We start from the raw sequence: 19,134 nt of genomic DNA on the forward strand, positions 1-19,134 counted from the left end.
TCACTTGGTCTGCGTCAGCGTCGCGTAGACGATGATGTTGTCGGTGTAGTGGTGCTGCTTGGCGTTGTAGACCCCGCCACAGGTGATCAGCCGCAGCGACGACGTGATCGTGTTGCTGTAGACCCGCTTGGTCGGGAAGGTCGACTTGCTGACCTGCTCGATCCCGTCAACGGTGAAGATCGCCATCTTGCCGTCCGCGCGGAGAACGGCGATCTTGTTGCCCCGCTTGAGCTCGCGCAGACGGCTGAAGACGGCGGCGCCCTTGCGGGTGTTCACGTGTCCGAGGATGACCGCCGGCCCCTGGTCGCCGGGGGCCGGCCCGTAGCGGTACCAGCCGGTCAGGCTGGGCTTGCTCAGCGGGGGCGCCTGGATCACGCCGGACTTGTCCACGCCCACCGAGCCCACCACGGCCTTCACGCCGATGGCGGGAATGCTGATCTTGAGCGGCCGGCCGGCGGCCTTCTTGCTCGTCGTCTTCTTCGCGCCGGACGACGAGGACGACAGCGGCTTCGAGGACGACGAGGCCGCGCTCGTGAGGGTCAGCGGGGCGATCGGCTGCAGCGCGGGATCCGGCGGCGGCGCGGTCGGGTCGGCGGCCGTGAGCGGCACGCCCGGCCCGCCCGGGCCCACGGCCGGCGGCAGGAAGGCCACGTTGCCCGCGCCCCGGACGTTGACCGCGTCCGGAACCTGCCCGCTCTGCTGCGGGTCCGAGGGGCTCAGCACGACGAGCATCCCGGCCATCACGGCCGCGATGCCGCCGAACGACCCGGCCACGAGCAGCGTCGCGAGGACCGGCTGGGGCAGCGGCTTGCGCGCCTTCTTGGCGTCGGCCACCGCACCGGTCTGCTCGGGAGCACCGCTCTGCTGGGGAACGCCGCTCTGCTGGGGAGCGCCACCGTGCTCGGGAGCGCCACCGTCAGGAATGCCGTCGTTCATCGTCATCCTCCTCAGCCCCGCTCGCCCGAGTGGGCCGCCCTGCGCCGGAGCATTGCCACACCGCTGAGCATGCCGATCAGCAACAACGCGCCGCCCGAGCCGATCAGCAGCATGCCCGAGGACGACACACGCTCCGGAGCCTCACCGGTCTGCGCGCCGCCCTGCGGCGTGATCGCCACCTGCGCCACGCTCGGCGTCGCGGTCAGCGTCACCGTCCTCGTCGCCGTCGGCGACGGACTGCCCTGCGTCACCACCGCCGTCACGATGTAGTGCTGCGTCTGCACGGCGGCCGGCGACGGACTGGCCGACGGAGAAGGCGAAGGCGTGGCCGAGGGCGAAGGCGACGGGGAAGGCGACTCGTCGCCCGGGTCCTCGTCGGTGGGACTGGCCGAAGGGCTCGGCGACGAGCTCGGCGAAGCGGACGCGTCAGGCGAACTGTCCGGCGACGGACTGGCCGTGTTGTCGTCACCGCCCCCGATCTCCACCTGGATGGCGCCCGGCGCGTTGGCGAGGGTGCACTCGGCGCGGTACTCCTTCGGCGGATTGACCAGATCACGAGTGATCACGCGGAAGGCGTCGAGTTGGCCCGCCTTGGCGTCCTGGACGTTCTTGATCGTGATCGTGTGCTGCGCGTACTTCAGACCGTGGAACTTCCACAGGGTCTCGCCGCCCTTGTGGGCATCGTTCACGAGAGTGCCGTCGGGGTTTCGCGAGGGGTCCACCCGCGGCGGAGTCGCCGCCTGGCCGTCGATGGCGATGTCTATCGGTCCCGCGTCCCGGTCCTTTTGCGCGACGTATTCGATGCCGGTGCCCGTGAAGGTGTAGGACGCCCAGGCGTCCTTGTCCGTGGTCCGATGCAGGTCGAGGTGATAGTCGTTGTCCTCGCTCGGCCGGTCGTTGAGGTCCTCCCAGCCGCCGCTGTAGGTGATCGCCGGATCGTCGTCGTTGACCATGACTTCAGAGGCCGCCGGCCGGAAATCGACGAACAACGTGTTGCCGGGCCGCACCGTGACAGTGCCTGCCCGGTCGGTGTGGCCGAAGTCCGAAATGCCGACGGGCAGATTGAGCGGGACGCCCTTGTCAAGCGGCCCCGACTGCTCCACGGTTCCCTTCGGCTGAAGCTGGCCGATCCAGCTGCCGCTGATGTTGGCTCGGCCGGTCACATCGATCCGGCCACCCTTGGGCATGTACGCGGGCGATCCGAAGCGCGTCGCGTCCTTGTAGTTCAGTTTCCACTCGACGTTGAGCGGGTCACCGACGTTGAGCGTCGTCGGGACGGTGAGCCTCGTCCTGAGGTTCACGGTCCCGGAGCCCGTTCCGGCGATGCCGTTGTTGCAGGTGTAGTCGACGACGAGAGTGGCGGTAGCGGCGCCTGCTGTCATCGACGGCCCGACGACGAACGCCGTTCCGGCCAGGCCGAGGGCCAGAGCGGCCATGGTCCTAGGGAGACCAGCTTTCCACCGAATCACCGCATACTCCGATCACAGGACCGCCCTGGCGGGCCTATAGCAAACCGAAGGTAGATCTTAGAGGCAACCGAAGCGGGCCAAAGGGGTCGTTATGACGATGGTTTCGGAGTTGTGACCCTCCGTACAACATGATCCCGATCGACCAGGGAGGACTAGAATCGTATTCTGGTGCGGCCAACAGACCCTGGGACCGGAAGGCTTACCCGATGCGGCGAGACCTCTTCGACGAGGAGCACGACCTCTTCCGCGAGACCGTCCGTGAGTTCATGGCCCGCGAGGTCGTCCCCCACCACGCGCAGTGGGAGAAGGACGGCATCGTCCCCCGCGACGTGTGGAAGAAGGCGGGCGAGCTGGGCATGTTCGGCTTCTCCGTGCCCGAGGAGTACGGCGGTTCGGGCATCACCGACTTCCGCTACAACACGGTGATCGTCGAGGAGATCATCCGTGTCGGCGCCAGCGGCCTGGGATTCGGCCTGCACAACGACATCATGGCGCCGTACATGGTCGATCTGACCAACGACGAGCAGAAGCAGCGCTGGCTGCCCGGCTTCGCGTCGGGCGAGCTGATCACGGCCATCGGGATGACCGAGCCGGGGGCCGGCAGCGACCTGCAGGGCATCCGCACCACCGCCGTCCGCGAGGGAGACCACTACGTGGTCAACGGGCAGAAGACCTTCATCACCAACGGCATCAACTCCGACCTCGTCGTGGTCGTGACCAAGACCGACCCCTCGGCGGGCGCGCGGGGCACCTCGCTGCTTGTGGTGGAGCGCGGCATGGAGGGCTTCACCCGCGGCCGCAACCTGGAGAAGGTCGGCATGCACGCGCAGGACACCGCCGAGCTGTTCTTCGAGAACGTCCGGGTGCCGGTGGCCAACCTCCTGGGCGGCGAGGAGGGCCAGGGCTTCTTCCAGCTCATGAACAACCTGCCGCAGGAACGGCTGTCGATCGCGGTGGCGGCCGTGGCCGCGGCGGAGACGGTGCTGGAGCAGACGATCGAGTACTGCCGCAACCGTACGGCCTTCGGCCGCAGCATCGGCAAGTTCCAGAACACCCGGTTCCTGCTGGCCGAGCTTTCCACCGAGGTGGAGATCGCCCGCCACTACGTGGACAAGTGCATACGGGCGCTCAACGCCAAGGAGCTCACGGCCGTCGACGCCGCGAAGGCCAAGTGGTGGACGACCGAGCTGCAGAACAAGGTCATCGACCGGTGCGTCCAGCTCCACGGCGGCTACGGCTACATGCTGGAATATCCGGTGGCGAAGGCCTGGCTGGACAGCCGCGTGCAGACGATCTACGGCGGCACCACCGAGATCATGAAGGAGATCATCGGCCGGTCCTTCGGCTTCTGAAAAAGGGCCCCGGATCAGCAAAGGCACGGATCAGCCGTGCTGCTGTCCCCAGATGAGCAGCATGGCCACCACGAACACGACGATCACGCCTCCGTAGGCCACCGGGCTCAGCCGGAAGAACCGGCGCACCTTGTTCAGCAGCCACGCGAACAGGAACGCCAGGAAGACCAGAAGGATGAGTCCGGTGTCCACACTGATCAGTATGCGCGGGTTTCCCCGCCCCCGCGTGTCCCTCGGCACAAGCCGCATGCGCGGCACGAGCCACACGGGAGGGCTCAGCGGGAGCCCTCGCGGGCGCCGCCTTCGAGGATCACCCGCGCGACCAGCTCCGGGTCGTCGCTCATCGGCAGGTGGCCGCAGCCCCGCAGCAGCAGCGCCCGCTGCCCCGCCCACCGTGCCGCGCGTACGGCCTGGCGGCGCGGCAGCAGCCGGTCGCGGTCGCCCCAGGCGATCGTGACCGGCACCTGAGGCGGCGCGGGCGGCGCGACCCACGCCATCGACTCCAGCGTCTCCTCGAACCCCACGCACTCGCGCATCGCCGTGGCCGCCGCGACCACGGCCTCGCGCGACAGCCGCTGCGGGTGAGCCACGAGCAGGCCCATGGCGAGCGCCCTGCCCTCGGCCGTGTCGGCCGCGAGCGCGGACAGCCCGCCCATCCGCGTCGCCTGCCGCAGCAGGCGCAGCACCGTCCGCGCGTACACGTGCTCGGACCGGGACCAGAACCCGATGGGAGACAGCGCGACGGCCGTGCGGACGTCGGCGGAGGACGCCAGGTCGAGCGCGATGTAGCCGCCGAGCGAGTTGCCCGCGACGTGCGGCCGGCTCAGGCCGAGGCCGGTCCAGAACTCGCGCACCGCCCGCCCCAGCGTCTCCGCGTTGTACGGCGTGCCGTACGGCAGGGGCGGAGAGTCCCCGAAACCGGGCAGGTCCACCGCGATGACGTCGTGCCGTTCGGCGAGCAGGTCGAGGACCGGCCGCCAGCCGTGCCGGTGATGACCGATGCCGTGCAGGAGGACCAGCGGCGGGCCGCTGCCGCGGCGGTCGTGGGCGAGCTCCATGTGTCCGAGTGAAGCACCCGGAACGGCCGGAAAGAAGCGTGCGGCGCGGCGCGTACGTCGCCGTCAGTTAACGCGTTGGTCTTCTGCACCTGCAATCATGTTCCGTCGCAATGGTTGAAAATGGAATGAACCGACACATGACTATCACTAAGCCGGAGGAAATCACCGGCGTCGTCCCCGACCTGCCGGAGCCGGACGCGAAGGCCAGCGTCGTCGATCTGCTGGAACGCGGCGGATCGGTCGTGGTGCCGATCGGCATCGCCCTCTACGCGCTGCTCTACCTCGGCATCCAGCAGGTCTACGGCATCTTCAACATCAGCCCCGAGCAGGCGGGCATCGACCAGGCCACCATGTTCGGCCGCCTGGTGGGGTCGCTGGTCCTGCTCGTCATCGCCGGCGCCCTGCTCACGGGCATCGTCGTGGCTGTCGTGTGGCTGCTCGACAAGGTGACCCTCGGCTATCTGTTCCGCCTGGTCCAGGCCATAAGGGAGCGCCCGTGGGCCGCCGCGATCGTCGGCGCGCTGTGGTGCGGGGCGACCTACTGGGGCTTCCTCGGCTACCTGGGGCTGGGCGAAGGCGTGTCGCTGGCCGGTGTCGTGATCACCTCGGTGCTGATCGGCGCCCTGGCCTTCCTCGTGCCGTTCCGGCTGCTGCGGCGGCGGCCGTCCGGCCGCGCGGGCATGAAGATCGTGGTGGCGGCGTTCACCGGCATCGGGCTGGGCTTCGCGCTGATGGGGCAGATGGAGAGCGACGCGATCGCCGTCGCCGAGAAGGGCAGGCCCGCCAGCATGCTGCTGTCCATGGTGGGCTTCCAGGACCAGTGGGTGGTGCTCAACGACCGCGAGAGTGGCAAGGTGCTGCGCAACGGTGTGGAGGTGCTGCTGCTCGGCGAACGCGAGGGCACGTACGCGCTGTATGACTGCGCGCATCAGGAGACCTTCCGCATCTCGATGGAGGCGACCGTGCTGCGGCAGGTGACGCTCGAACCCGAGCGCCCGGACGGCTACAGCTGCCTCGACCAGAAGCACTGACCTGAAGCGCCCCCACAACGGGAGGCGCTTCACCGTCTAACGGCCGCCGATGGGGATCTCGAACCAGACCGCCTTGCCCTCACGGGTGGGGCGGGAGCCCCAGCGGCGCGCGAGCTGGTCGACGAGATAGAGGCCGCGGCCGCCCTCGTCGTTCTCCCCCGCGCTGCGGATGCGGGGCAGGCGCAGGTCCTGGTCGAAGACCTCGACCCAGACGGACTCCGCGCCCCTGCGCAGCCGCAGCGTGAACTCCTTGTCGCCCGCGATCTCCTCTTCGAAGCCCGGCACGTCCCACGACTCGTCGAACGGCAGCGGCGGCCCGTCGAGCACCAGTTCGCGGCGCGGCACGCTGGCGCTGGCGGCGTGCAGCACCACGTTGGTCACGACCTCGGAGACGAGCAGGCAGGCCAGCTCCGCGCGTTCCTCTGGCACCTGCCATCCGGCGAACGCCTCGGACGCCATCCGCCGGGCCTCGCTCACCATGATCGGCTGGGCCGGGAACGTGCGCTCCTGGGACTGCAGCTCGGCGCCCGCGGAGCGGACGACGAGGATCGCCATGTCGTCGTCGATCTCGCCGGGTACGGCCACCGTGGCCAGGTCGGCGATGCGCTCGACGGACTCCCCCGACGCCTTGGCGAGCTTCTCCCGCAGGATGTCGAGCGCCTCGTCGTCGGCGGGGACGCCCGTGGCGGAGTCGCGCGGCGGCCTGCGGTCGACCAGGCCGTCGGTGTAGAGGAGCAGGGTCGCGCCGGGCGGCAGCACCCGCGTCTCCTCCTTGTAGACCAGGTCGGCGTGCATGCCCTTGGCCCGCACGCCGAGCGGCTGGCCGACCTCGGTGATGTCCAGGTCTCTGACCTCGCCGTCCACGATCAGCAGCGGCGGCGCGTGCCCGGCGTTGGCGAACGACAACTGTCTCGACCACGCGTCGTACACCATGTATTGACAGGTGACGATCGGCGGGTTGGTGATGTCGGCGCCGAAGTCGTCGTGCTCCGGCGCGGCGACGATCCTGGTCCACTCGTCGAGGCGGGCGAGGATGTCGGCGGGCGGTTTGTCGTCCTGGGCGAAGGCCCGCAACGCGGCCCTGAGCTGGCCCATGACCGCCGCCGCCTTGGCACCCCTGCCCTCGACGTCGCCGATCACGATGCCGACGCGGCCGGCCGACAGCGGGATCACGTCATACCAGTCGCCGCCCACCTGGGTCTGGATGCCCTGGCCGTGCGAGGCGAGCGGGGCGGCCGGGTAGTAGCGGACGGCGATCTCCAGGCCGTCGAGCGAGGGCAGCGGCTGACGCGGGAGCAGGTGCTTCTGGAACGACTCGGCGGTGTGCCGTTCCTCCTCGAACAGCAGCGCGTTGTCGACGGCGAGCGCGACGCGGGTGGCGATGGCGCCGACGAAGTCGCGGTCGAAGGTGTCGTAGTGGGGCGACCGCCGGTTGGTGAGGTTCGACAGGCCGAGGTACATGAGGCCGAGCGTCTCGCCGCGCACGCACAGCGGGGCGACGATGGCGGAGGTCATCCCGATCTCGCCGCACAGCCGGGCCGCGCCCTCGCTCGGTGCGGGGTGGCTGACCTGGGAGAAGTCTTCGACGAGGATCGTCTCCTGGCGGCGCAGGGCGCTCTCGGCGTAGTGCCCGAGGGGATATCTGATCTCCGCGCCCACCGGCCGCCAGGTGTCCGGCGGCGGCGTCCAGCCGTTCACGTGCGTGGAGACCTTGCGCACCAGGCGGTCGCCCTCGTTCAGCTCGATGAAGCAGTGGTCGGCGAACTGCGGGACGAGCATGTCCGCGACCCGGTTGAGCGTCTCCTCGACATACAGGGAGCCGGCGAGCCGCTCGCCGATCCGTTCGAGCAGGCCGAAGCGGTCCTTCTCACGCTCGTTGCTGCGCATCGCCTCGCGCGCGGTGATCACGATGCCGCTCACCGAGCCGGAGGGGTGGCGCAGCGGCACGGCCTGCGCGCGTACGTAGATCGTCGTGCCGTCGCCGCGGGTCACGTCGAACGTGCCCTCCCACACGTTGCCGCGCAGCACGTGCTTGGCCAGTTCGGCCGCGAGCGGATGGTCCTTCTCCGAGATTCCGAGGGTGTGCAGCGACTCCTTGCCGGGAGACGCGCCCACGCGGCCGAACAACTGCTCGGCGAAGGGGTTCCAGTACAGGACGTTGCTGAAGCGGTCGGTCACGACCACCGCCATCTCCGCGTGCTCGAGCACGGAACCGGCGGAAAGGTGGTCGTCGGCGTCCTGTGACAGATCTCCCCATCGCCTCATGCCACGACCGTCCCTTGTCGAGGTGGGTTCGCTATGCCGGGCACGGGCGCTCCTGCGATGGCTGGGTCGCGAGAAATGAAAGGACTCCCTAGGGGATTCAACCAGGCACAACTCATTCCGTCATCGTCTGGTGACAAAAACGTGTGAGGCGACGTCCCTCGGAAGGTCCGCGGTCGTGGTTCCCACCTCACCATCACCAGTCACCGTTACACCGTTGTCACTCGCCGCGAGCGTGACCTCGCGTCCCGGTTGTATCCCAACTTGCTTGAGTTTAAGCATCACAGCCGGGTCGCTTTGCACTTGTTCGCTGATTCGGCGCACTACAACGGGCACGGGGGCCTGTCCCGCGAGGGTCACCATGGGAGACACCATCTCATCTCCGGTCGAAGCGGACTGGGGCACCCCCAGCTCGTCGAGACCCGGGATCGGGTTGCCGTGCGGGCACACCCGGGGGTTCTTGAGAAGGTTCACGAGCCGGGTCTCCACCGACTCGGACATCACGTGCTCCCAGCGGCACGCCTCGATGTGGACCTCTTCCCAGGGCATGCCGATCACCTGCGTCAGCAGGCACTCGGCGAGGCGGTGCTTGCGCATGACGCGGATCGCCAGCGTGCGGCCCAGCGCGGTCATGCTGAGGTGCCTGTCACCCTCGACCTTGACCAGGCCGTCGCGCTCCATGCGCGCGACCGTCTGGCTGACGGTCGGACCGCTCTGCTGCAGCCGCTCGGCGATCCGGGCGCGAAGCGGGACGATGCCCTCCTCTTCGAGCTCGAAAATCGTCCGGAGATACATCTCCGTCGTGTCGATCAGGCCGTGTGCGGTCAAGGCTCCTCCAGTCCTTGTAAATCGATGCTACGACCTCCCCCGTGTTCGCAGCCGACCCTATTGGGGAAGCGACCCAGGATGGGAAACATCGGGGCCCAGCGATTCCTTCCGGCGGAGATCAGCCTGCCCGCGCTCAGGGAGGCCGCGCGGCACTGCGAGGGCTGCGACCTCTACCGCGCCGCCACGCAGACGGTCTTCGGCGAAGGCGCCCCCGACGCGCGGTTCATGCTGGTCGGCGAGCAGCCCGGCGACCAGGAGGACCGCGAGGGCGCGCCGTTCGTCGGGCCCGCGGGGCGCGTGCTCGACAAGGCCCTCGAAGAGGCCGGCATCGAGCGCGAGGCGGTGTACGTGACCAACGCGGTCAAGCACTTCAAATACGAGCCACGCGGCAAACGCAGAATCCACCGGAAACCCACCATGGGAGAGATCAACGCCTGCCGGCCCTGGCTGGAGGCCGAGATGCGGCTGGTGGACCCGGATGTGACCGTGGTGCTGGGGGCCACCGCCGCCCGGGCCCTGCTGGGTGCGGACTTCCGCGTGACCAGGCGCCGGGGAGAGCCGGTCCCCCGGCGCGAGGGGGCCTACTACGTGGCGACGATCCACCCCTCGGCGATTCTGCGCGCGCCCGACCGGGACGCGGCCTACGCCGGCTTCGTCGCCGATCTCACGGTCGCGGCCGGGCTGCCCTGAAAGGTTCAGGGAGCCAGACGCTCCAGTGTCCAGGTCGCGCCGGTCCGCCGGTAGCGGAGCCGGTCGTGCATGCGGTCGGTCTGGCCCTGCCAGAACTCGACCTCCGCGGGCACCACCCGGAAGCCGCCCCAGAAGTCCGGCAGCGGCGGGTCCTGCGGCCAGCGCGCGGCCAGCTCACGGAACCTGGCGTCGAGTTGCTCCCTCGACTCCACGACCGCCGACTGGCGGGAGGCCCACGCGCCGATGCGGGAGCCGTACGGACGAGAGTGGAAGTAGGCGGCGCTGTCCTCGCGCGGGAGCCGTACGACGGAGCCCTCCACTCGGACCTGCCGCCTGATGGGATGCCAGGGGAACAGCAGGCAGGCCCGCGGGTTCTCACCGAGGTCGCGGCCCTTGCGGGACTCGTAATTGGTGAAGAAGACGAACCCGCGCTCGTCGAAGCCCTTGAGGAGGACGGTGCGGGCGGAGGGGCGGCCACCGGCGGAGCTGGTGGCGACGACCATCGCGTTCGGTTCCGGCAGGCCCGCGGCGACCGCGTCCGCGAACCACAGCGCGAACTGCGTCACCGGGTCGGCCGCCATGCCGGATTCGAGCAGGGGCTCACCTTCGTAGCTGTGCCGGAGCCCGGGGAGGTGCGAAGCGCTGTCCACGGAAAGGTATTCTCGCGTGCTCGGTGCACGTCTCGCTCGGTGGCCCCTACCTGGGGGAACCCCGTTGGGTAGGGCCGGGGGCGCGACAGTCGGGCGCTGCGGGTTAAATTGACCCGCCGGTATCTCGACATCAAGGCTCTGGACTTCACAAGAGAGGGAGGCGGCCGAGAATGTCCGACTTCAAACCCGGGCTCGAAGGCGTGGTGGCGTTCGAGACCGAGATCGCGGAACCGGACAAAGAAGGGGGCGCCCTGCGTTATCGGGGCGTCGACATCGAAGAGCTCGTGGGCAATGTCTCCTATGGACACGTCTGGGGCCTGCTCGTCGACAACACGTTCCAGCCGGGTCTGCCCCCGGCGGAGCCGTACCCACTTCCCGTCCATTCCGGCGACATCCGAGTAGACGTACAGAGCGCGCTGGCCATGCTGGCGCCGTCGTACGGTTTCCGTCCGCTGCTCGACATCGACGACGACCAGGCCCGCGACGATCTCGCACGCGCCTCGGTCACCGCTTTGTCGTTCGTCGCGCAGTCGGCTCGTGGCCTGGGCCAGCCGATGGTCCCCCAGAAGCGCGTCGACGAGGCCGAGAGCATCGTCGAGCGCTTCATGGTCCGCTGGCGCGGTGAGCCCGATCCCAAGCACGTGAAGGCCATCGACGCCTACTGGACGTCGGCGGCGGAGCATGGCATGAACGCGTCCACGTTCACCGCCCGCGTCATCGCCTCCACCGGGGCCGATGTGGCGGCCGCCCTGTCGGGCGCGGTGGGCGCGATGTCCGGCCCGCTGCACGGCGGCGCGCCGGCGCGCGTGCTGCACATGATCGAGGGCGTCGAGAAGATGGGTGACGCCCGCAAGTACGTCCAGAGCGAGCTCGACAAGGGCCAGCGGCTCATGGGCTTCGGCCACCGGGTCTACCGGGCCGAGGACCCCCGTGCCCGCGTGCTGCGGCGTACGGCCAAGGAGCTGGGCGCGCCGCGCTACGAGGTCGCGGCCGCGCTGGAGACCGCCGCGCTCGAGGAGCTGCACGCCCGCAAGCCCGACCGGGTCCTCGCGACCAACGTGGAGTATTGGGCCGCGGTGGTCCTCGACTTCGCCGAGGTGCCGTCGAACATGTTCACCTCGATGTTCACCTGCGCCCGGACCGCCGGGTGGGCCGCCCACATCCTGGAGCAGAAGCGCACGGGCAGGCTGGTCCGCCCCAGCGCGAACTACGTGGGCCCGAAGCAGCGCTCCATCAACGAGGTGCCCGGCGCCGCCGAGGTCGTCGGCAAGGTCTGAGACCCGGGCGCGGGTCGCGGCCCTGCGGCGTGCCACAAGCTCCGAGAGACCGCAGGGCCCGACCGCGCACCGTCGGCACACGTGGCGGCCCGTTCCTTCCGGGGAGCGGGCCGTTTCCGCGTACGGCTCACTCACCGGTCCGGACGTGTCAGCGGCCGGAGTCCGCGGGCGCGGCTGTAGGCGTGGACGAGACTGAGGGAGCCGCCGGGGCGTTCCGGACCCCGCGCCCCGCGTCGAGGTTCCGGCAGATGTCCCTGGTGTCCGGGGGCTCGGTGGTCGCCAGGAGCCCGCAGCGGACCGCGACCTCGGACTTCCCCGAATCGGTCACCTTCAGGATCGCGACGGCCTTGTTCTCGGGCTGGTGGACGGTGGCGCCGAAGGAGATCACCCCGCTGGAACCGTTCCACCTGTCGCGCGGGGAGATGAGGGAGATCTGGTAGAGCACGTCTCCCCTGCTGGGCAGCCCGCCCCGGTAGGCCGCGTTGACGCGCTCGTAGAACAGCTTGACGGCGTCGTAGCTGAGGATGAGGTTGTCGTCGGACTCGTTGGCGTGCCGGCCGCCCAGCAGGCTCTGGACGAAGCCCGTGGGCGCCGCGGCGCCGTCACGCCACAGCTCGCGGCTCGCCAGCGCCGCGTAGTAGACCTGGACCCGCCGGTAGTTGCCGATCTCGGCGCCGCTGTTGGCCACCGCCTTGATGACGTCGTCGCCCGCGAGGACCTTGATCTGCTCCTTGCCGCAGTCCTTGCCCTCGACGTAGCGCAGGAAGTCGAGGAAGTCGGCCGCGCGCCCCGCGTAGAGGAGCAGGTCGGGCCGGTGGCCGCAGGCCCGGCTCACCGCCATGTCCATCCCGGTCCCCCGGTCCTTGTAGGGGACGCTCTCGGCGATCCTGATCCGCTCCGCCCGGGCCTCGCTCACGTAGTCGTCGGCGAGGTTGTTCGTGTAGTTGTCGTTGTCCGTCTGGTCCTTGACGACGACCGCGGTCGGCTCGGATACGGCGCCGAGGAGCCGCTCGCGGGCGAACCGGACGGCCAGCCGCGCCTGCCGCAGGTTCGTCGGGCCCAGCCGGAACACGTATGGCGAGGGGTAGTCGGATCCGGCGGAGCCGTCGGGAACGTACCCGAGCCGGTCCGCTGTCGCGGTGGTGACCAGCATCGGGATCTTCGCCGTGTGCAGCGTCCTGATGGCGTCCTCGACACCGCTGACGCTGCGCTGGAAGCCGATCACCCCGAGCATGCGCGGGTCCTCGGCCGCCATCTCGCTGACCAGCTCCGCCGTACGCCGCCCTTGGGCGAAGTTCGTGCCGGCGTTGGCCACCAGCACCTGGAGTCGGGGCGCGCTCGAGACGCCCCGCTGGTATTCCTCGACGGCCGCCAGCTCAGCCCGGGCCCCGACGAACGCGCTGTCGTTCTCGTTCTCCGCGACGGAGTATTCGCCGAACAGCACCACGCTCACGTACGTCCCGGCCTTTCTGGCCAGGGCGTTGTTGCCGTCGATCTTGGCGACGAGATCCTTCATCTCTTGGGAGGGGAAGATGTCCTCCGGGGCGGGCCCGTCGGCGTTCACGACGCCGACGCACTCCGTGCCGATGCGCTCGACCCACGACAGGCCGCCGCAGTGCGCGTTCCGGTCCTGCTGGATGCGTCCCAGCAGCACGACCGGCCCGATCAGCAGCAGCGCCATCACGCACCAGTAACCGAGGGCCCGCATCCGGGGGGCCAGCAGATGCGGCCGATAGTCGTCGTCCAGCGGCATCGCGGGCGCGCTGACCATCAGCCGCAGCGGCGGCACCCTCCGCCGGGCCGCCGTCCGCCACGCCGCGACGAGCGCGGGCAGGTCCGCCAGCCGGCCCGCGGTGACCGGGCGGCGGCCCGGCGCGAACGACTCGGGCACCGCGGCCAGCGCCAGAAGCGGCGGCAGCAGGCCGGTCTCCTCGACCGTCTCCTCCAGGGTGCGCAGGAACCGCTCGTTGACGTCGCCGGGCCGGCGCGCGTCGAGGACGAGCATCGCGTAGAGGCCGCGTCCCCAGCTCGGCCACGGGATCAGCCACTTCCCGTAGGCCTGGCGCAGGTCCTGGCACAGCGCGTGGACGAGCAGCCGCTCGACCTCCGCCTCGCTCGCGTTGGCGACGCGCAGCGCGTACTTCGGCAGGCGTTCGAAGGGCTTCCTGGCCAGGTAGGGCTGCTTCCCGAACCAGCCGTTGAAGAAGGACCCCCGGATCGAGAGCATGGCCTGGATCAATGTGCCGACGACGGCGACGAGCACGCCCAGCGCCCACGGGATCAGGCCGACCAGGTCGGAGGCGCCGCCCAGCCACCAGGCGGCGAGCGTGCCCACCGGCACCCAGGTGGTGGCCGCGCGGCCGAGGAAGTCGGCCGCGGTCCTGCGCCCCCGGTCGCCGCCATATCTGCCCCTGCGCCAGTCCTTGAGCCGCTCCTTGAACTCCTCCTGGCCCGTACGCGACTGGGGATCGGGCGGCCAGGTCCGGGCGGGCACGTCGACCTGCTCCCCGGGAGGCGGCTCCTCGCGCTGACGCCGCGCCCACAGCACGAACTGGACGAGCGGGAACCGCGGCGGGGGGAGGAACGAGCCGCCGACCGGCTTGCCGAGCTGGCCGTGCTCGCCCGCCAGCGCCTCGACCAGCTCACGCAGCGTGTCGTACTCCCCCGCCCGCACCGTGGCCTGCGGGAGGAAGTCCTCGAAGGGCTCGGCGAGCCGCCGGGCCGCGTCGAACGCACCACCGTCGCGGCCGACGACGAGGACGAGAGGCAGTGGACGGTCGGCTCGCCAGAAGAACGGCCTGCGAACCAGTGCCTCGATGACGGCGTGCGGGTCGGCCACGCGAAAGTCTCCTGGGGGGCGGAGTGCCGGTCGTCAGGTGGTGCGTGATCTTAAAACCCGACCATGATGTCTCAGAATCCGGACCATGGTCTAGAGCATCCGCAGGTCTCACTAGGCTTGAACCGTGGCTGACATCGTGATTCCCGCTGACATCAAGCCCGCCGACGGCCGCTTCGGCTGCGGGCCCTCGAAGGTACGCCCCGAGCAGCTCGCCGCTCTGGCCGACGCCGGGGCGAAGGTGATGGGCACCTCCCATCGGCAGAAGCCGGTGAAGAACCTCGTCGCCCGCGTCCGCGCCGGGCTCACCGACCTCTTCTCCCTCCCGGAGGGGTACGAGGTCGTGCTGGGCAACGGCGGCACCACGGCGTTCTGGGACATCGCGTCCTTCGGGCTGATCCGGGAGAAGTCGCAGCACCTGCACTTCGGGGAGTTCTCCTCGAAGTTCGCCACGGTCGCGAAGAAGGCTCCCTGGCTCGCCGACCCCTCGGTCATCAAGGCGGAGCCGGGCAGCCACCCGCTGCCGGTCGCCGAGGAGGGCGTGGACGTCTACGCGCTCACCCACAACGAGACCTCGACCGGCGTCGCCATGCCCATCAAGCGGGTCGTGAACGACGAGTCTCTTGTCCTCGTCGACGCCACCAGCGGCGCCGGCGGCCTGCCGGTCTCCGCCGAGGAGTTCGACGTCTACTACTTCGCCCCGCAGAAGAGCTTCGCCTCCGACGGCGGCCTGTGGATCGCGCTGTTCTCGCCGAAGGCGCTGGCCCGGGTGACGGAGATCGCCGAGAGCGGCCGGTTCGTCCCCGAGTTCTTCAGCCTGCCGACCGCGATCGACAACTCGGTCAAGGACCAGACGTACAACACGCCGGCGGTCGCCACGCTGTTCCTGCTGGCCGAGCAGCTCGACTGGATGAACGCCCAGGGCGGCCTCGCCTGGACCACCGCCCGGTCGGCCGACTCCGCCTCGCGCCTCTACACCTGGGCCGAGAAGACGTCGTACACCACGCCGTTCGTGGCCGACCCGGCGCAACGCTCCAACGTCGTCGGCACCATCGACTTCGACGACGCCGTGGACGCCGCGGCGGTCGCCAAGGTGCTGCGGGCCAACGGCATCGTGGACACCGAGCCCTACCGCAAGCTCGGCCGCAACCAGCTGCGGATCGCGATGTTCCCGGCGATCGACCCCGCCGACATCGAGGCGCTGACGACCTGCGTCGACTACGTGGTCGAGCGTCTCTAGTCGTTCCCACGGCGGCCGCCTCCCTGGCGGCCGCCGATCTCGCCGACGGTCTCCGGACCGTCGGCTTTTTCGTTTCTCCGGTTCCGTAGTTTCTCCAGTCCTGTAACGGTGTGCGGCGCTCCGTCCAAGCAGGGATGTGTTTTCTCACACGACCGAGGGGAGCGCCGGTGCGCCGTAGACAGACGGGTCCGGCGGACTTCGCCTGTGATCCCGACGCGTTCGAGGCCTTCTACCGGCGGCATGTCGACGCCGTGACACGGTTCCTGGCCAGGCGGGTGGACGATCCGCACACCGTCGCCGACCTCACGGCAGAGGTGTTCCTCGCCGTGCTCGATTCCGCGCACACCTACCGCCCGGACAGGGGCAGCGAGATCGCCTGGCTTTACGGCGTGGCGCGCAACACGGTGCTGGCACAGCGCCGCCGTACGGCGAGGGAGTTACGCGCCACCAGCAGGATCGCCGGCCGCCGCCTGCTCAACACCGACGACATCGCCCGCCTGGAGGAACGCGTCGACGCCGAGTCGCCGGCCCGCCTGGCACTGGAGGCGATGGCCGATCTGCCGGACGGCGACCGCGCGCTGCTGGAGCTCGTGGCCGTGGACGGGCTCAGCCCCGCCGAGGCCGCCGCCGCGCTCGGCATCAGGCAGGGCACCGCCCGGGTCAGGCTGCACCGCGCCCGGCGGCAGGTCCAGCGCTTTCCCGGGGTCATGGAACTGATCGGAGGAGCCAAGTGAACGACACTTTCGAGGACAGACTGCTCGCGCAGCTCAAGGCGGAGATCGTGGCCCGGGAGGCGCGTACGCGCGTGCCGGCCGTACGCAGGATCGCCCGGCCCCGATACCTGGCCGGCGCCGCGGTCGCCGCCGCCGCGGTGGCCGCCGCCGTACCGCTGGTGGTCGGCGGGCACACTCCTGCGTACGCGCTGACGAAGAACCCGGACGGCTCGATCAACCTCAAGATCAACGAGTTCCGGGACCCGGACCAGGTCGAGCGGGACCTGGCCACGATGGGCGTTCCCGCCGACATCACCTACCTGCCGCTGGGCAAGAGGTGCGCCGACGGGCGCGCTCCCTTCGTGGAGGGCGACCGAACCTCCTTCGCCAAGAAGGACCTGGAGAGCAGGGACCCGGCCGTCCAGGCGCGCATCCGGAGGGCGACGGAGAATCTCGCCTCCAGCAAGGCCATCCGGCCGGAGAACGGCATCACCATCCACCCCGAGTTCATCGGTCCGGGCCAGATCGTCATGATCGAGGTCAACGAGAATCCGGTGGAGCCGGACACCGGCCACCCGGGAGTCGCCTGGCAGTTCTCCGGCAGGCTGGCGGAAGGGCCCGTGCAGCCCTGCCGGGTCGTCGACGACCCGACCGCGTTCGAGATCGGGAACGCCACGCCGCCTCCCGGCTCCTGAGCCGTTCGCGGGTCAGATCGTCACGGGCTTCCGGCGGCGTAGCAGCCAGGCGGCGAGCACGCCGCCGATGAGGCCGAACAGGTGGCCCTGCCAGGAGACGCCCGGCTGGGTGGGCAGGGCTCCCCAGAGGATCGAGTAGTAGAGCACGGCGACCACGACGCCGAGCACGATGTCGAGGGTCCGGCGGTCGAAGAGGCCCCGGGCCACGACATAACCGAAATATCCGAAGACGAGGCCGCTCGCGCCGATCGTCAGGGTGTCCGGCGGGCTGGTGAACCACACGCCCAGCCCGCTGACCAGGATGACGACCAGGCTGGCCGCGAGGAACCTGCCGATCCCCCGGATGGCGGCCACGAACCCCAGGATCAGCAGCGGCACCGAGTTCGCCATCAGATGGCCGAACCCGGCGTGCAGGAACGGCGCGAACAGGATCCCGGGCAGGCCGTCCGTTTCGTGGGCGACGATGCCATACCTGTCGAGCCGTCCGTTCTCCACGTAGTCGACGATCTCGATCGCCCACATCGCCGAGACGAGCACGATCATCAGGATCGCACTGCCGAGGGCGCCGGTGAGCAGCGCGGACGTCCGCTCCCGCATCGACCGGCCCGGCCGGGGGAGCCCGGGCCCGGAATCACTCATGCTTTCACCGTACGCAGTCCCGCTCACAAACGAGCGGACTGCCCTGATCCGGCGGGATCATGCCGCCGGGTTGCGGAGGGAGGCCGGGCGGCGGTATCAACAACCACCTGGCGTTCCTGTGCATGGACCTCACCGATCCGCAACTGCACGAGTATGCCCTGGTCATCCATGAGGCACAGCGAGGGGCGATCCTGGCCCTGCTCGACGAGGCGGTGGCCGAGGGCGAGCTGCGGCCCGGCACCGACACCGCCGCGCTGGCCGAGTCCGTCCAGGCGCTGATCGCCGGCACCGGCCTGACGTGGGCCCTCGACCGGCAGGGCACGCTGCCGGAGCGGCTCCGGCAGGCGGTCACCGCCCTCATCTCGCCGCATGCCCGTTCGAAGGAGACGTCGTGAACGACAGACAGCCGCTCGCCGGGAAGGTCGCCCTGGTCGCCGGAGGCACGCGGGGCGGCGGACGCGGCATCGCCGTCGAGCTCGGGGCCGCGGGCGCCACGGTCTACGTCACCGGCCGCAGCAGCACGGCCGGCCGCTCCGACCTCGACCGCCCGGAGACCATCGAGGAGACCGCGGCGCGGGTCACCGCGACCGGTGGCACCGGCATCGCGGTGCGCACCGACCACAGCGACCCCGAGCAGGTGCGTGCCCTGGTCGACCGGATCGCCGCCGAACAGGACGGGCGGCTCGACGTCCTGGTCAACTCGGTGTGGGGCGGCGACGCGCTGACGGACTGGGAGCATCCCCTGTGGGAACAGGACCTCGACACCGGCCTGCGCGTGCTGCGCCGGGCGGTGGAGACGCACATCATCACGAGCCGCTTCGCGCTTCCGCTGATGGTGGCCCGCCGGAGCGGGCTGGTGGTGGAGGTCACCGACGGCAACACCGCCCGCTATCGCGGCGTGTTCTTCTACGACATCGCCAAGTCCACCGTGATCCGCCTCGCCGTCGCTCAGGCCGCGGAGCTGAAGCCGCACGGTGTGGCGGCCGTCGCCATCACGCCGGGTTTCCTGCGCTCGGAGGCGATGCTCGACCACTTCGGCGTGACCGAGGCCACCTGGCGGGACGCGATCGCGCAGGATCCCCACTTCGCCCACTCCGAGACCCCCGCCTACCTGGGACGGGCCGTCGCCGCCCTCGCCGCCGACCCCCGCGTCATGGCCAAGACCGGACGCGCCCTGGCCACCTGGGGGCTGTACAAGGAGTATGGATTCACCGACGTGGACGGCACCCAGCCGGACTTCGCCGCCCACTGGGCGGACGCGCTGGAGGAAGAGCACGGCCCGCTCGGCGACCCGCTCTGACCCGGCTTCGCGCTCGCCCGGCGTCCGGCCCCTACGAACAGCGGCAGCGGGCGGCGGCAGCCGGCAGCGGGAGCAGGAAAGGAGACAGAGGCGGGCAAGGAGGCAGGGGCGGGCAAAGGGGCGGGGGCGGACAAGGAGGCAGGGGCGGGAAGGCCGCG

At 70.1% G+C, this 19,134-nt stretch carries 18 protein-coding genes; 9 read left to right on the forward strand and 9 right to left on the reverse strand.

Annotated elements, in window-relative coordinates:
• The gene (locus tag FLX08_RS31295) at positions 1-936 is read right to left on the reverse strand and encodes a class F sortase (protein ID WP_167530637.1); all 936 of its coding nucleotides are present in this window, start codon (positions 934-936) and stop codon (positions 1-3) included.
• An 11-nt stretch (positions 937-947) separates the two neighbouring features.
• Positions 948-2,372 carry a hypothetical protein gene (locus FLX08_RS31300; protein WP_142623867.1) on the reverse strand — a complete coding sequence of 475 codons (1,425 nt, stop codon included), beginning with the start codon at positions 2,370-2,372 and terminating at the stop codon, positions 948-950.
• A gap of 239 nt (positions 2,373-2,611) precedes the next feature.
• Between FLX08_RS31300 and FLX08_RS31305 the strand changes: the two genes are divergently transcribed.
• The gene (locus FLX08_RS31305) at positions 2,612-3,757 is read left to right on the forward strand and encodes an acyl-CoA dehydrogenase family protein (protein ID WP_142623868.1); all 1,146 of its coding nucleotides are present in this window, start codon (positions 2,612-2,614) and stop codon (positions 3,755-3,757) included.
• A 30-nt stretch (positions 3,758-3,787) separates the two neighbouring features.
• Here FLX08_RS31305 and FLX08_RS40920 read toward each other — a convergent pair whose 3' ends face one another.
• Both FLX08_RS40920 and FLX08_RS31310 read right to left on the reverse strand, forming a co-directional pair.
• Positions 3,788-3,949, reverse strand: a complete 162-nt coding sequence (locus FLX08_RS40920) for a hypothetical protein (RefSeq protein WP_167530638.1) — start codon at positions 3,947-3,949, stop codon at positions 3,788-3,790.
• Positions 3,950-4,032: 83 nt separating this feature from the next.
• A complete protein-coding gene (locus FLX08_RS31310; RefSeq protein ID WP_142623869.1) occupies positions 4,033-4,815 on the reverse strand; it encodes an alpha/beta fold hydrolase in 783 nt (260 codons plus the stop codon).
• Positions 4,816-4,952: 137 nt separating this feature from the next.
• Between FLX08_RS31310 and FLX08_RS31315 the strand changes: the two genes are divergently transcribed.
• Positions 4,953-5,846, forward strand: a complete 894-nt coding sequence (locus FLX08_RS31315; RefSeq protein ID WP_142623870.1) for a hypothetical protein — start codon at positions 4,953-4,955, stop codon at positions 5,844-5,846.
• A 36-nt stretch (positions 5,847-5,882) separates the two neighbouring features.
• Here the strand turns inward: FLX08_RS31315 and FLX08_RS31320 are convergent, their stop codons facing one another.
• Positions 5,883-8,111, reverse strand: a complete 2,229-nt coding sequence (locus tag FLX08_RS31320; RefSeq protein WP_142623871.1) for an ATP-binding SpoIIE family protein phosphatase — start codon at positions 8,109-8,111, stop codon at positions 5,883-5,885.
• 120 nt (positions 8,112-8,231) lie between these two features.
• Positions 8,232-8,936, reverse strand: a complete 705-nt coding sequence (locus FLX08_RS31325) for an iron-dependent transcriptional repressor DtxR (protein ID WP_142623872.1) — start codon at positions 8,934-8,936, stop codon at positions 8,232-8,234.
• A 78-nt stretch (positions 8,937-9,014) separates the two neighbouring features.
• Between FLX08_RS31325 and FLX08_RS31330 the strand changes: the two genes are divergently transcribed.
• Positions 9,015-9,626, forward strand: coding sequence for a UdgX family uracil-DNA binding protein (locus FLX08_RS31330; RefSeq protein ID WP_142623873.1), 612 nt, complete (start codon positions 9,015-9,017; stop codon positions 9,624-9,626).
• A 5-nt stretch (positions 9,627-9,631) separates the two neighbouring features.
• Here FLX08_RS31330 and pdxH read toward each other — a convergent pair whose 3' ends face one another.
• Entirely contained in the window at positions 9,632-10,276 is a 645-nt protein-coding gene (gene pdxH / locus FLX08_RS31335) for a pyridoxamine 5'-phosphate oxidase (protein WP_142623874.1), read from the reverse strand.
• A 170-nt stretch (positions 10,277-10,446) separates the two neighbouring features.
• Between pdxH and FLX08_RS31340 the strand changes: the two genes are divergently transcribed.
• Entirely contained in the window at positions 10,447-11,553 is a 1,107-nt protein-coding gene (locus tag FLX08_RS31340) for a citrate synthase 2 (protein ID WP_142623875.1), read from the forward strand.
• A gap of 148 nt (positions 11,554-11,701) precedes the next feature.
• On the opposite strand, the gene FLX08_RS31345 is transcribed toward FLX08_RS31340, so the two are convergent.
• Positions 11,702-14,392, reverse strand: coding sequence for an ABC transporter substrate-binding protein (locus FLX08_RS31345; protein WP_142623876.1), 2,691 nt, complete (start codon positions 14,390-14,392; stop codon positions 11,702-11,704).
• 124 nt (positions 14,393-14,516) lie between these two features.
• On the opposite strand from FLX08_RS31345, the gene serC reads away from it, so the two are divergent.
• From serC to FLX08_RS31360, 3 genes are all read left to right on the forward strand, one after another.
• Positions 14,517-15,629 (forward strand): phosphoserine transaminase, encoded by a 1,113-nt coding sequence (gene serC / locus FLX08_RS31350; RefSeq protein WP_142623877.1) that lies wholly within the window; start codon positions 14,517-14,519, stop codon positions 15,627-15,629.
• A gap of 167 nt (positions 15,630-15,796) precedes the next feature.
• Complete coding sequence (locus FLX08_RS31355; RefSeq protein ID WP_244313036.1) at positions 15,797-16,363, forward strand: RNA polymerase sigma factor; 567 nt, start codon at positions 15,797-15,799, stop codon at positions 16,361-16,363.
• Positions 16,360-17,037 carry a hypothetical protein gene (locus FLX08_RS31360; protein WP_142623878.1) on the forward strand — a complete coding sequence of 226 codons (678 nt, stop codon included), beginning with the start codon at positions 16,360-16,362 and terminating at the stop codon, positions 17,035-17,037. Before FLX08_RS31355 ends, FLX08_RS31360 begins: the two co-directional genes overlap by 4 nt.
• A gap of 12 nt (positions 17,038-17,049) precedes the next feature.
• Here the strand turns inward: FLX08_RS31360 and FLX08_RS31365 are convergent, their stop codons facing one another.
• Positions 17,050-17,676 (reverse strand): rhomboid family intramembrane serine protease, encoded by a 627-nt coding sequence (locus tag FLX08_RS31365; protein WP_142623879.1) that lies wholly within the window; start codon positions 17,674-17,676, stop codon positions 17,050-17,052.
• Positions 17,677-17,735: 59 nt separating this feature from the next.
• On the opposite strand from FLX08_RS31365, the gene FLX08_RS31370 reads away from it, so the two are divergent.
• Both FLX08_RS31370 and FLX08_RS31375 read left to right on the forward strand, forming a co-directional pair.
• Positions 17,736-18,071 (forward strand): TetR family transcriptional regulator C-terminal domain-containing protein, encoded by a 336-nt coding sequence (locus FLX08_RS31370; protein WP_142623880.1) that lies wholly within the window; start codon positions 17,736-17,738, stop codon positions 18,069-18,071.
• The gene (locus tag FLX08_RS31375) at positions 18,068-18,976 is read left to right on the forward strand and encodes an SDR family oxidoreductase (RefSeq protein WP_142623881.1); all 909 of its coding nucleotides are present in this window, start codon (positions 18,068-18,070) and stop codon (positions 18,974-18,976) included. Before FLX08_RS31370 ends, FLX08_RS31375 begins: the two co-directional genes overlap by 4 nt.
• The last annotated feature ends 158 nt before the right edge of the window (positions 18,977-19,134 follow it).

This window comes from Microbispora hainanensis (assembly GCF_006874475.1).
GTDB classification, from domain to species: domain Bacteria; phylum Actinomycetota; class Actinomycetes; order Streptosporangiales; family Streptosporangiaceae; genus Microbispora; species Microbispora hainanensis.

Coding starts and splice junctions, on each gene's coding strand:
- FLX08_RS31300 (WP_142623867.1), bottom strand. CDS start 2,372: ATGGCCGCTCTGGCCCTCGGCCTGGCCGGAACGGCGTTCGTCGTCGGG.
- FLX08_RS31330 (WP_142623873.1), top strand. CDS start 9,015: ATGGGAAACATCGGGGCCCAGCGATTCCTTCCGGCGGAGATCAGCCTG.
- FLX08_RS31370 (WP_142623880.1), top strand. CDS start 17,736: ATGCCGCCGGGTTGCGGAGGGAGGCCGGGCGGCGGTATCAACAACCAC.
- FLX08_RS31310 (WP_142623869.1), bottom strand. CDS start 4,815: ATGGAGCTCGCCCACGACCGCCGCGGCAGCGGCCCGCCGCTGGTCCTC.
- FLX08_RS31340 (WP_142623875.1), top strand. CDS start 10,447: ATGTCCGACTTCAAACCCGGGCTCGAAGGCGTGGTGGCGTTCGAGACC.
- FLX08_RS31320 (WP_142623871.1), bottom strand. CDS start 8,111: ATGAGGCGATGGGGAGATCTGTCACAGGACGCCGACGACCACCTTTCC.
- FLX08_RS31315 (WP_142623870.1), top strand. CDS start 4,953: ATGACTATCACTAAGCCGGAGGAAATCACCGGCGTCGTCCCCGACCTG.
- FLX08_RS31365 (WP_142623879.1), bottom strand. CDS start 17,676: ATGAGTGATTCCGGGCCCGGGCTCCCCCGGCCGGGCCGGTCGATGCGG.
- FLX08_RS31295 (WP_167530637.1), bottom strand. CDS start 936: ATGAACGACGGCATTCCTGACGGTGGCGCTCCCGAGCACGGTGGCGCT.
- FLX08_RS31305 (WP_142623868.1), top strand. CDS start 2,612: ATGCGGCGAGACCTCTTCGACGAGGAGCACGACCTCTTCCGCGAGACC.